The sequence below is a fragment of the Pseudomonas sp. PDM26 genome (assembly GCF_019219185.1).
In the GTDB taxonomy this organism is placed as follows: domain Bacteria; phylum Pseudomonadota; class Gammaproteobacteria; order Pseudomonadales; family Pseudomonadaceae; genus Aquipseudomonas.
This window is the reverse complement of the sequence record NZ_JAHUWC010000010.1, coordinates 234,111-246,751: the sequence shown is the minus strand read 5'-3', so window position 1 is coordinate 246,751 and position 12,641 is coordinate 234,111. Positions and strand designations below refer to the sequence as shown.

Below are 12,641 nucleotides of genomic sequence, written 5' to 3'. Positions count from 1 at the left end.
AGTTCCTTACAGACACAGCCAAAGGAGTGGGTGCTTTGATCAGGCTCAAGACCGCGATACTGCTGGGCGCGTTGCTGTTGCTGGGCAGCGAACAACTGGAAGCCGCCGCGATACCAGGGCTGCCGGCCACCGCGAACACCGCGACACCGCTGGCGCACCCCGAACCGCTGGTGCAAGGCGGGTTACTGGGGGCCATCAGCTCAAGCATCGACGAGGTCCAGACCAAGCTTGATCTGGACCAAAACCTCGTCGACGTCTGGCGCCTGCGTGCCGACCGCGCGGTCGATGAAGTGGATCAGTTGGTCAATCAGCCATCGGCCCGTTCGCCCTGGAGCGTCGCTGGCGATTTCCTGCTACTGACCTGCGTGTGGGCAGCCGTGTTTGTCTGTCTTTGGCAACTCGGGCGATTGTTGGCCAAACGCCTGTGCGAGCATCGCCTGCTGCTCAGCCGCGAGCGTGGCCAGGCCCTGCTCGGTTACTTATTGCCCTATACCCTTCCAGCGGTGGTCAGCCTGCCCCTGACGATTTATGCCAGCCAGTTTTTGCCGGTATCGGCCGGTCGGGTGCTGGCGCTGTGTCTGGCTTATGCCGCAAGCGCGGGGATTTTTTCTGCGTCATTGGTGCTGTCGCTGGTGGTGGTGTTCAATGCCGGCCACAAGCGCCAGGCGGTGCGGATCATTCGCGAGAGAAGTCCCCGGCCGTTATTCGGTATCGGCTTTCTGGTGGCCTTGAGCGATGCCCTGACCAGCCCGCAGATCGCCCATCAACTGGGCAGCAATCTCACCAGCAGCATCGCCGTGTTCACCGGCTTGGCAGCGTCGATATCCTTCGGCTTGCTGGTGATCCGCATGCGTCGCCCGGTAGCCCATGTGATCCGTATCCTGCCGCTGGCCCAGCGCCTCGGCCAGCCGGCGTTGCGTGAGACCTTGCGGATATTTTCCGGGCTCTGGTATTGGCCGATTCTGTTGATGGTACTGGTTTCGATCATCAACCTGATCGGTGCCGGGGCGGACAACCAGAGAGTGCTGCGCAGTGCCTTGTTCACCACGGTGTTGCTGATTGCCACGGTGTTTCTCAGCACCACGCTGCACCATCTGTTCAAGGCGCGTAGCGAAGCGGAGCTGCGCCGCAGCGGCGCCTACAAGGAGCGTTTTCTCAATTTGTCCCATGCCTTGCTGCGCATTGGCATGGCCATCGTGTTCATCGATATCCTCGGGCGGATCTGGGGTGTGTCGCTGTTCGAATTCGCGGTGAGCAATGCCGTGGGCCGGGCGATCAGTGATTCCCTGAGCCACATCGGCCTGATCCTGCTGGTGACCTGGATGGTCTGGGTGGTGCTCGACACGGCGATTCAGGAGGCCCTGAAACCACCGACCAACAAGCGCTCGGCGCGCCAGCCGAGTACGCGGGTGAAAACCATCCTGCCGCTGCTGCGCAACGCGATCAAAATCATCCTGGTGGTGATTTGCGCGATCACCACCATGGCCAACCTGGGAATCAACGTCGCGCCTTTCCTGGCCGGTGCCGGGGTGATCGGCCTGGCAATCGGTTTCGGTTCCCAGCAACTGGTGCAGGACGTGATTACCGGGCTGTTCATCATCATCGAAGACACCCTGTCCATCGGCGACTGGGTGGTGCTCGATTCCGGGCATGCCGGCACGGTCGAAGGCCTGACCATCCGCACCTTGCGCCTGCGCGACGGCAAGGGCTTCGTGCACTCGGTGCCGTTCGGGCAGATTAAGGCCGTGACCAACCAGTCGCGGCAATTCGCCTATGCGTTTTTTTCGGTGCAATTGACCTACGACACCGATGTCGACAAGGCCATCGAACTGATCCGCGAGGCCGGGCATTCCATCAGCAACGACCCGTTCCTGCGCTACAACCTGCAAGGGCCGCTGGATGTATTTGGCGTCGACAAGATGGACCTCAACGGAGTGGTGCTGACCGCGCAATTCCGCACGGTGTCCGGCGGCCAATATGCGGTGAGCCGGGCTTTCAACCAGCGTTTGAAAAAGCTTGTGGATAACTGTCCGTGGGTGAACTTCGCGCAGACTTATCCACAGCAGGCGCTGGTGCCGAGGCATCCGGTCGAACCACCACCGGAGATCGGGCCCGAGCATGCTGCAGTGTTGATGCCGGATCAGCCTCGCTCCCAATAGCAACACCCCTGTAGGAGCTGGCTTGCCAGCGAAGGCGCATGGTCAGGCAACATCGATGTTGAACCTGACGGCTTCTTCGCTGGCATGCCAGCTCCTACAGATAACTGTGTTGAATCAGTTTTTTATGTATTTCAGCGCCCATCTGCGGATCCAGCTCCCCCCAAAAATGCTGCTTGCCGGCAATCTCGGCAGCCACCGGCAAACCATCGCGATACACCAGCCGATTGCTCGCCAGCGCCGGGACTTTCGCGCCGGGCAACAGCGTGCCGGCGAGGTTCAACGGATCGACCCCGCACACCGCGACCAAGCTGCCGTCATGGGGCCGACGCCGGACCTCGCGCAGCAATGGAATCGCTTCGGGCAGGGCGAATTGCTCGCCCGCCAGGCCGCTGACAAACCGCCCGCCACGAATCTCGCCCCGTGCCTCCAGGCGATGGAAAGTGCGCAGCAGTTCGCGCCAGCTCGGCAGCCAGTCCGCCTCACGTTCCAGTAAGCGCCAGAACACCACGCCGTAGCGGCGTAGCAAGGTCATGGCGATGTGTTCAAGGGTTTCGGCCGACGTTGGCGCGGGACACCGGTTTTCCACCACGGACGCGGCAGGTGCGCGTCGCAACAGGGCCCAGCGCCCGGCGTCGTCCATACCACCGATAAATGCCCCGCGCCCGCGCCGACTGTTGCGCGGCTGGCGCTTGCTGACCGGAGTGATCAGTGCGCGCAATCCGGCAAAGCTGTCGGCGTTCACCAGGCCCGCGCCCACCAGTTCCTGCAGGGCGATTTCCAGCTCCGAGCGCAGCAGATGGGCCTCATGGATCAGCTCGTCGAAAAACAGCGCGCCGTGCTGGCTGAGGGCGGCGTGGACCTTTTGCGTTTTCGGCGACAGTTCGCTGACCGGCGTCTGTTCGGTCAAGCCGCTCCAGAGGCCGACCCGGTTGCGCGGCAGCAGCACAATCGGCGTGCTGCGCAGCGCGCTGCTGGCGCTTTTGTTGTGCGCAGTCAGACGCGTCCACACCAGTCTGCCGCTGCGGCACAACTCATCCAGCCAGGTCGCCGAGTAGTCCTTGATCCGCGCCGGCAGGATGTCGCTGTCCCAGGCGGAAGCGGCGGCGGGGTAGCCTTCGAATTGCGCAATAACGGCCGGCAAAACTGCCGCGCCCAGGCCCTGGCGTGCGCTCGACACATGCTGCCAGTCGAACAGGAATCGCATGAAATCCTGCAACGCCACTGGTTCGATTTCCCGGCGCAGGCGCTTGACCGTGTAGCGATGAATCCGCGCCAGCAAATGCCGCTCGCACCATTCTTCCTCAGCGGTGCCCGGGGTGAAGCGACCGCGCAGCACGTAGCCTTCGCGTTCCAGTTGCGCCAGGGCCTGGTTGACCTGCGCAGCGGGCAAACCGAGTGGTTCGGCAATACGATCGAGCGCCAGCGGCCCGAAGGCACTGAGTCGTGCGCGGATCAGTTCGAGGGTGGCGTCGTCGGCGTCCCAGACCTCGTCGAAGTCCGGCAGCGCTTGCAGCGGTGGCGTCAATTCGGCCTGTGGATAAATCGCCCGCAGGCAGGACAGGCGCTCCAGCGCCAGCCACAACGATTGGCCGGCGTTGATCTGCAAGCGGCTCGCGCGTCCACTGTCGGCCAGGGTCGTGAGCCAATCGAGCCACTGCGGATTGGCACCGGCCTCGGCATCGGTGATGCCCGCCAGGCTCATCAACGCTTCGTGCATTTCATCGACGCCGGAGGGCGCCGGCCAGGCTTCGTCGCGCACGGCGGCAATCGCCTCGGCGTCCAGCGCACCGAGGTCGTCGGTGGATTGCGGATCGCTCCAGCGGCGATTGAGCACGGCCTGGGTTCTACGTTCCTCCAGTGGCGCATCGTCGAGAAAGGTATAAGGCCGGGCGCTGAGAATCTCCGCCGCCAGCGGCGAGGGCGCCGGCAAATCGCGGCTGATCAGGCGAATGTCGCCGCGTTCCATACGTCGCAACAGGGCCAGCCAACTTTCAGTGTCCATGGCTTCGTGCAGGCAATCGTCGAGGGTTTGCTCCACCAGCGGATGGTCGGGAATCTCCCGTTCGCCGGCGAGGTTTTCCACGCAGGCGATCTGGTCGGGAAACACGCTGGCGATCAGGTCTTCGCTTTTCATCCGCTGGATCTGCGGCGGGACTTTGCGCCCGCCGCTGTAGCGCGGCAGCGCCAGGGCCACCCCGGCATTCCAGCGCCAGCGCACGCCGAACAGCGGCGCGTCGAGCACGGCTTGAATCAGGATATGCTCGGCGCTGTTGCTGTGCAGGTAGCGCCAGACATCGTCCAGTTCAAAACTGTGGCTGGTGGACAGCGACAGCACGATGGCGTCTTCGCTGGCGGCGGCCTGCAATTCGAAGTTGAAGGTGCGACAGAAACGCTTGCGCAGGGCCAGACCCCAGGCGCGGTTGATGCGGCTGCCGAACGGCGTGTGGATGACCAGTTGGGTGCCGCCGGACTCGTCGAAAAAACGCTCCATCAACAGCGTGTCTTGTGATGGCAGGGCGCCTAGCGTTTGTCGCGCGCGGGCCAGGTAGTCCACCAGTTGTCCGGCGCTGGCGAGGTTCAGGCCCAAGGTGTCAGTCAGCCAGTCGAGCGCTGGCTGCAAGTTGCCTGGCGCAACGCCCAGCAGGTCGTCGAGTTGTGCCTGCAAGTGCGCCACCGCAGCGGACAGTTCGGCGCTGCGCCCCGGCGCTTCCCCGAGCCAGAACGGAATGGTCGGCGGTTGGCCCTGGGCATCCTCGACCCGGACTTTGCCGGTTTCCACCCGCAGGATCCGATAGGACGTATTGCCCAACTGGAAGACATCCCCGGCGATGCTTTCCACCGCGAAGTCTTCGTTGACGCTGCCGATGTTCAGCCCTTGAGGCTCCAGCAGCACGCAGTAGTCGGCGTTGTCCGGAATGGTCCCGCCACTGGTCACCGCCGTCAGCTTTGCACCACGGCGACCGCGCAGGGTGCGGCTCACGGCGTCGCGGTGCAGGTAGGCACTGCGGATGCCCTGACGCCCGTTGTAGCCCTCGGCGAGCATGTGCAGCAGTGCCTGGTAGTGTTTGTCGTCGAGCCCGGTGTAGGGCGAGGCACGCCGCAGCATCTCCAGCAACGCCTGCTCCGACCACTCCTGGCAACTGACCTCGGCGATGATCTGCTGCGCCAGCACGTCCAGCGGCGCTTGCGGGATCAACAAGGTATCGAGTTCGCCCCGGCGCACGCAGTCGAGCAGCGCAGCGCATTCGATCAGGTCGTCGCGGGTGGTGGCGAACAAACGGCCCTTGGGCGTGCCGCCGACCTGGTGCCCTGAGCGGCCGACCCGCTGCAGAAACCCGGCAATCGAACGCGGCGAGGCGATCTGGCACACCAGGTCGACGTCGCCGATGTCGATCCCCAGTTCCAACGACGCCGTGGCGATCAGCACCTGCAGGTCGCCGCGCTTGAGCCGCTGCTCGGCATCCAGGCGAAATTCCTTGGCCAGGCTGCCGTGGTGGGCCGCCACGGAGTCCTTGCCCAGGCGTTCGCTCAGATGACGGCTCAGGCGTTCGGCCAGACGCCGGGTGTTGACGAAAATCAGCGTGGTCCGGTGTTCCCGGGCGAGGGCGGCGAGGCGGTCGTAGACCAGTTCCCAGACATCGTTGGCCATCACCGACGATAGCGGCACGGGCGGCACCTCGATGTCCAGGTCGCGGGGGCGGGCGTGGCCGATGTCGACGATCTCGCACGGACGGTCGCGACCCACCAGGAAGCGCGAGACGGCTTCGACGGGTTTTTGCGTGGCCGACAGACCGATGCGCAGCAACGGCTCAGGGCAGAGTGCTTGCAGGCGTTCGAGGCTCAGGGCCAGGTGACTGCCGCGTTTGCTGGCGGCCATGGCGTGGATTTCGTCGACGATTACAGTTTGTGCGGTGCCGAGCATCTGCCGGCCCGAGTCGGAACCGAGCAGCACGTACAGGGATTCCGGCGTGGTCACCAGTATGTGTGGCGCCGTCTTGCGCATTGCCGATCGGTCTTTTTGCGGTGTATCGCCAGTGCGCACGGCCGTGGTGATCTGCAGTTCGGGCAGGCCCATCACGCGCAATTGCTCGGTAATGCCGTCCAGCGGGTTTTGCAGGTTGATCTGGATGTCGTTGGACAGCGCCTTGAGCGGCGAGACGTAGACCACCAGGGTGGCGTCGGGCAAGCCTTCGGGGCTTTCCAGACCGCGGTGCACCAGGTCGTCGATGACGGCGAGAAAGGCGGTGAGGGTTTTGCCGGAGCCGGTGGGCGCGGCGACCAGGGTCGAACGGCGCTGGCGGATCAACGGCCACGCCCGGGCCTGGGCGGCGGTGACCGCCGGGAACGTGTGGCTGAACCAGGCACTGACGGCAGGGTGAAAGCCGCTCAGGGCACTGTCTGCGGGGATGGGCAGGTTCATGCAGCAAGTTATGCGGGTGGGGGGCGCAAGATGCAAGTACCGCTCGGGATCTCTGGTGGCCTTCAGGGCCTCTTCGCGGGCAAGCTCGCTCCTACAATGGGTTTGTGTACGCCGACCACTGTAGGAGCGAGCTTGCTCCGGGCGGCGATCCGACGATGAGGCCAGTGGCAGCACTACAAAACTCAGGCATCTACACTTTACGGATGACGGTTGCGCACTAAACCCGCAAAATGCAACGATTCCGGCAATTACCAACGACATCGCCTGGGCGCGGTGTCGATAACGCCATTGTTTCAATTAGACTGGGCCTGCTGACTCTATGCGAATGCGCCTTATGTTACTGGGCGGCGGAAATGCCCTTGGGCAGGCGCTGATTCGCCTCGGTGCGGAGGAAGACATCGGTTTCCTCGCACCCCGCCCGCCCAAAGACGGCTGGGATGCCGCGAGCCTGACACAACTGCTCGACGACACCCGTCCCGATGCATTGATCAACCTTGCCTACTACTTCGACTGGTTTCAGGCAGAGGCGGTGAGCGAACAGCGCCTGGCCAGCCAGGAGCGTGCGATCGAGCGTCTGGCGGAACTGTGCCAGCACCACAATATCGTCCTGCTGCAACCTTCCAGCTATCGAGTGTTCGACGGCTCCCGTGCCACGGCCTACAGCGAAAAAGACGAACCGGTGCCATTGGGCCTGCGCGGTCAGGCGTTGTGGCGAATCGAACAAAGCGTTCGCGCCACCTGCCCGCAACACGTGCTGTTGCGTTTCGGCTGGCTGCTGGACGACAGTCCGGATGGCACCCTTGGCCGCTTCCTCGCCCGTGCCGAACAACCTGAAGAATTGCTGATGGCCGACGACCGGCGCGGCAATCCGACGCCGGTCGACGATGCCGCCCGCGTGATCATTTCAGTGCTCAAGCAACTCGACTGTGCCGCGCCGCTGTGGGGCACCTACCACTACGCCGGGCATGAGGCGACCACTCCGCTGGCGCTGGGGCAGGCGATTCTGACCGAAGCCCGCAGCCTGCATCCGCTGGCCATCGAATCCCCGACCGCCCAGGCTCACGCCGCGCGTCCGGATGCTGCCGAAGAACCGCAGCACGCGGTATTGGCCTGCAAAAAAATTCTGCACACCTTCGGGATCAAACCGCGCGCCTGGCGTGCGGCGCTTCCCGGTCTACTGGACAGGTTCTATCGCCATGGTTGACGGTCCCGTTTTGATCACCGGCGGTGCCGGTTTCATTGGTTCGCACCTGACTGACGCCCTGCTTGCCAAGGGCCATGCGGTGCGGATTCTCGATGACCTGTCCACCGGCAAGCGCAGCAATCTGCCGCTGGACAATCCCAGGGTCGAACTGATCGTCGGCGACGTGGCCGATGCGGCTCTGGTTGCCCAGGCGATGGCCCGATGCAGCGCCGTGGCGCACCTGGCCGCCGTGGCTTCGGTGCAGGCCTCGGTGGACGATCCGGTGCGCACGCACCAGAGCAACTTCATCGGCACGCTGAACGTCTGCGAAGCCATGCGTCAGGCCGGGGTCAAACGCGTGCTGTTTGCCTCCAGTGCGGCGGTGTATGGCAATAATGGCGAAGGTGAGTCGATCGACGAAGACACGCCCAAGGCGCCCCTGACGCCTTACGCGGTGGACAAGCTGGCCAGCGAGCATTACTTAGACTTCTACCGCCGCCAGCATGGGCTGGAACCGGTGATTTTCCGCTTCTTCAACATCTTCGGCCCGCGCCAGGATCCATCCTCGCCGTACTCCGGGGTGATCAGCATATTCAGCGAGCGCGCACTGAAGGGCTTGCCGATCACCGTGTTCGGCGATGGTGAGCAGACCCGGGATTTTGTCTACGTCGAAGATCTGGTCGACCTGCTGGTGCAGGCCATCGAGAAGCCTCGGGTCGAGGTCGGAGCGGTCAACGTTGGCTGGAACCAGGCGACAACCCTCAAGCAAATGCTCGAAGCGCTCGAAGCCGTGGTCGGCAAGTTGCCACCGGTGAGCTACGGCCCGGCGCGCTCCGGTGACATTCGTCACTCCCGGGCGAACAACCGGCGCCTGTTGGAACGCTTCAGTACCACAGAGCAGACACCGATGCGTGTGGGGTTGGCGCGGTTGCTGGGGCGCTGAGGTTCTTGCGGCCACAAAAAAGGCGCCCATGAAGGGCGCCTTTTTTGTGGCCGGAATTTGCATTAAAAGTCTGTGCAATTCCTGTAGCGAGGGAGTTTGTCGGAAATCCGCACCCTCCCGTTCGACTGCGTAACAGCCGCCGTCAGATTTTGAATCTGCTCACCACAAAAGCCAGGTTCACCACCACGTGAACATTCTGTCAGCGATGTCGCTTAGAACTTGTAACCCAGACCCACCATGTAGATGAACGGGTCTACATCGACGTCCACACGTGCCCGGGTACCTGGGGCAATCGAGTTGTTCTCGACAGTGGCGCGGGTATCGATGTCGATGTAGCGCACCTGGGCGTTGATCATGATGTTGTCGGTCAGCATGTAGTCAGCACCGACCTGCCACGCCAGGCCCCAGGAGTTTTCCGCCTTGAAGTTGCTGAAACCGGCGGACTGCGCTTGGCTGCCAACGTGTTCGTCGTAGATATAGGTGTAGTTGATGCCGCCGCCGACGTACGGCTGGAAGGCTGACTTCGGATCCAGCGGGTAGTACACCAGGCTCAAGGTCGGCGGCAGGTGCTTCAGCGTGCCGAGCTTACCGTTGGCCGCGCTCAGAGCCGTGCCCTTGAGTTTCACGTCATGCTCGAACGGAGTGGCCGCCAGCAGCTCGATACCCAGGTGGTTGGTGAGCATGTAGGCGAAGTTCAAGCCCAGTTGCGTGTCGCTGCTCATGGTCGCCTTGCCACCCAGGTCGGCACCTGCGAGCGGGCCTTGATCAACCTTGACGCTGGAGCTGTCAGCCTCGGGGTTGACGGTGATTGCACCCGCGCGAATGAGAATATCGCCGGCCTCGAAGGCGTGGGCGAGCGGGGCTGCGAGCGCGAGGGCAACCAGCGAAGCGCTGAGCATGGACTTGTTCATGGGGGCTCCAGAGGACGTTAAAAATGTTCGATGTCCAATGGTAAGGTGCCTAACGAATCGGTCTTTTGATGCAACTCAAGGAAAGTGCTAAGGAATGGATTTTGTAGCGATTTCGATGGCCCCTTCGCGAGCAGGCTCGCAGGTTCTGTGTCTGTCAGGCGATTGGGCCACGCGGGTAGCGCTTGAGCTTTTCGATCAGCTCAGTGCCCGGGATCGGACGATCGAACAGGTAGCCCTGGCCGACGTCGCAGCGGTGACGGCGCAGGAACGACAACTGCTCGGCGGTTTCGATGCCTTCAGCCACGACCTTGAGTTTCAGGTTGTGCGCCATGGCGATCACCGCGGAGGTGATTTCCATGTCGTCCTGGTTGTCCGGGATTTCGTGGATGAAGCTTCGGTCGATCTTGATGATGTCGATGGGGAATTTTTTCAAGTAGCTGAGCGACGAGTAACCGGTGCCGAAGTCGTCCATGGCCAGGGTCAGGCCCAGGCGCTTGAGTTGGTCGAGTTGCAAGTGGGTGTCTTCGGTGGCTTCCAGCAGCAGGCCTTCGGTCAGCTCCAGCTCCAGTAAATGAGCGGGAAGGGCTTCTTCCTTGAGGATGTTGGCAATGGAGGCCACCAGGTCCGGATCGGAAAACTGCTTGGGCGACAGGTTGATCGCCACTTGCAGGTTGCCCAGGCCGGCGGCGGTCAGCGCTTTGCTCATGCGGCAGGCCTGGCGGGCGATCCATTTGCCGATCGGAATGATCAGCCCGGTTTCTTCGGCGACGCTGATGAACTGATCCGGACGGATCATGCCCTTTTCCGGATGGTCCCAGCGCAGCAGTGCTTCCATGCCCAGCAGGCGACCGCTGCGCAGGCACAGCTTGGGCTGATAGAACACGTCGAGCTCGTTCTGGGTCAGGGCGCGGCGCAGGTTGTTCTCGACGAACAGCTTGTAGCTGGCTTCGGCGTTCAGCGCTTCGGTGAACACTTGCACCTGGTGTTTGCCGTTGGCCTTGGCCTTGTGCAGCGCCAACCCGGCATTGCGCATCAGGGTTTGCGGGTCGCGCCCGTGCAGCGGCGCGCAGGCCAGACCCACGGAGCCGGTGACGCTGATCAACTGGTTGTCGACGAACATCGGTTTGTCGAGGGTCGCCAGCAACTGGTTGGCCACTTGCTGGCCTACCGTGAGGTCGCTGTTGTCCAGCAATACGGCGAATTCGTTACTGGCGAATCGCGCCAGGCTGCCGCTCGGAACCAGGCTGTTGCGCAGGCGCCGGGCGAGGCTGATCAGCAGCTTGTCGCCAGTCTGGTGGCCAAGGCTGTCATTGATCCGTTTGAAGTTATCGATGTCCACCAGCAACAGGCTGATTGGCGCATCGCTGTCCCGGGCGAAGCGTTCATCGAGGTTACGAATGAAGGCCGGGCGGTTGCCGAGATTGGTCAGGTTGTCGGTGTAGGCCAGGCGCTCGATACGTTGCTGAGCGAGCTTGTTCTGGGTGATGTCTTCGTAGATGCCGATGTAGTGGGTCAGCTCGCGGTTGTCGCCGTATACCTTGGAGATCGACAACTGGCCCCAATAGGGTTCGAGGTTTTTCCGGCGGCTCTTGAATTCGCCCTGCCAACTGTTGCTCTTGGCCAGCGCCGAAGGCGCGTCGAACAGCAGTTCGCTGAGGTTCTCCAGGGCTGGTAGTTCCGACAGGCGCTGACCGTGCACTTCTTCGGTGGAATATTGGGTGATCGCGGTGAAGCTCGGGTTGACGTATTCCACCACGCCGTCGCAGTTGACCAGCAGAAAGGCGTTGGCACTTTGTTCGACCGCACGCTGGAACAGGTGCAGGGCGCTGGTGGCGGTTCGCCGGTTGTGGTTGCTGATGACCTGGGCAAACTGGTCCGCCAGTTCTCCGGCGAAGGCGATTTCATCCGACTGCCAGGCGCGAGTCGCGCCGGTCTGCTCCAGGCACAAAACGCCGACCACCTGGCCATCGACGCGGATGCTGGCGTCGAGCATTGCGTTGACGTCGCGCGGGCGCAGGCTTTCGGCCATCTCCCGGGTGCGCGGGTCGCGCATGGCGTTATGGGCGTCGATGGCGCGGCCGGTGTGCAAGGCGTCGAGGTAATCGGGGAAAACGCTGATGTCGATCGGCTGCGGCAGCAGGTATTCCTGATTCGTGCGGTGATAGGCCGAGATCGGCACCAGCCTCGAGCCTTCGAGGTGCCACAGGCTGGCGCAGTCGATTTGGTAAATATCGCAGGCGCTGCGGGTGATCAGCTCGGCGGCTTCCTGCAAGGAATTGTTGCTGCTGTAGCGTTGACGGGTGAGCAGCAGGATCAGGTCCTGCTGGGCGCGCGCCCGGTCCAGATGCAGCAGTTGCTCCTGCTGGGCACGTTGATTGAGTTCCAGGGCGATTTGCAGGCGCGAGTTCTGGGTTTCCAGATCCAGGGCCGGTTGCAGTGGATCGTCCTCGAACAGGCCGTCAATGACCAACAGGTAACCGCGCAACAGGTGACGATTGTGTTGTTTGTAGGCTTCGCCCAGTTCCAGCAGATTCAGGGAGCCCGAGGCGGTGTGCAGGGTGTAGCGGATCAGGTAATGCGGGCTTTCAGTCAGCTGCTGCTGGACCGAGTCGTGCAGTTGATAGCGCGCTTGCGGTTCCATCAGGCTGGCGTAGGGCGAGCCCACCAGCGCACACAACTCGACGGCTGGCAGACCGAACTGGCGTTCGCAATTGGGATCGAGAAACAGCAGCGCCCAGCTGGGTTCATTAAGCCGTTCGAAACGCAGCATGCCGAGCCGCGAAGGCACAGGCAACTGCGTCACTACCTCGGCCACCATACGGCTGGCGGCATCGGGTTGGCTTTTCATGGAGGGAAACTCGCTTCGAATATGCTGAACGCGCTGGGCTCTCGCCCTCTTTACTGTTGCCTGCGGCAAGGTTGCATCATTGCGACACCGACTGACAAGAGAGATGAAGGCCAAGTGCTATAAGAATATGTCGGCAGGCGACGGGATTTCTTCAGTCGGTGGCAAAAAGTAATGCTG

6 protein-coding genes are annotated in these 12,641 nt (G+C 62.7%); 3 read left to right on the top strand and 3 right to left on the bottom strand.

The annotated features are described in order from the left end of the window. Positions 1-35 precede the first annotated feature (35 nt). Positions 36-2,159, top strand: a complete 2,124-nt coding sequence (locus KW849_RS20410) for a mechanosensitive ion channel family protein (protein WP_218431033.1) — start codon at positions 36-38, stop codon at positions 2,157-2,159. A 94-nt stretch (positions 2,160-2,253) separates the two neighbouring features. On the opposite strand, the gene KW849_RS20405 is transcribed toward KW849_RS20410, so the two are convergent. Beyond that, positions 2,254-6,579 carry a DEAD/DEAH box helicase gene (locus tag KW849_RS20405; RefSeq protein ID WP_218431032.1) on the bottom strand — a complete coding sequence of 1,442 codons (4,326 nt, stop codon included), beginning with the start codon at positions 6,577-6,579 and terminating at the stop codon, positions 2,254-2,256. Between the two features lie 319 nt (positions 6,580-6,898). On the opposite strand from KW849_RS20405, the gene KW849_RS20400 reads away from it, so the two are divergent. Next, the gene (locus tag KW849_RS20400; RefSeq protein WP_218431031.1) at positions 6,899-7,783 is read left to right on the top strand and encodes a sugar nucleotide-binding protein; all 885 of its coding nucleotides are present in this window, start codon (positions 6,899-6,901) and stop codon (positions 7,781-7,783) included. Continuing rightward, positions 7,776-8,705 carry an NAD-dependent epimerase/dehydratase family protein gene (locus KW849_RS20395; protein WP_218431030.1) on the top strand — a complete coding sequence of 310 codons (930 nt, stop codon included), beginning with the start codon at positions 7,776-7,778 and terminating at the stop codon, positions 8,703-8,705. The genes KW849_RS20400 and KW849_RS20395 overlap by 8 nt, the downstream gene beginning before the upstream one ends. Before the next feature lie 212 nt (positions 8,706-8,917). Here KW849_RS20395 and KW849_RS20390 read toward each other — a convergent pair whose 3' ends face one another. Next, on the bottom strand, positions 8,918-9,616 hold the full coding sequence (locus tag KW849_RS20390; RefSeq protein WP_218431029.1) for an OmpW family protein: 699 nt from the start codon (positions 9,614-9,616) through the stop codon (positions 8,918-8,920). 154 nt (positions 9,617-9,770) lie between these two features. Next, complete coding sequence (locus KW849_RS20385) at positions 9,771-12,464, bottom strand: bifunctional diguanylate cyclase/phosphodiesterase (protein WP_218431028.1); 2,694 nt, start codon at positions 12,462-12,464, stop codon at positions 9,771-9,773. Positions 12,465-12,641 lie beyond the last annotated feature (177 nt).

What these genes read in the sequence shown, in the direction of transcription:
- KW849_RS20405 (WP_218431032.1), bottom strand. Translation starts at nt 6,579, where the DNA reads ATGAACCTGCCCATCCCCGCAGACAGTGCCCTGAGCGGCTTTCACCCT.
- KW849_RS20400 (WP_218431031.1), top strand. Translation starts at nt 6,899, where the DNA reads ATGCGAATGCGCCTTATGTTACTGGGCGGCGGAAATGCCCTTGGGCAG.
- KW849_RS20395 (WP_218431030.1), top strand. Translation starts at nt 7,776, where the DNA reads ATGGTTGACGGTCCCGTTTTGATCACCGGCGGTGCCGGTTTCATTGGT.
- KW849_RS20390 (WP_218431029.1), bottom strand. Translation starts at nt 9,616, where the DNA reads ATGAACAAGTCCATGCTCAGCGCTTCGCTGGTTGCCCTCGCGCTCGCA.
- KW849_RS20385 (WP_218431028.1), bottom strand. Translation starts at nt 12,464, where the DNA reads ATGAAAAGCCAACCCGATGCCGCCAGCCGTATGGTGGCCGAGGTAGTG.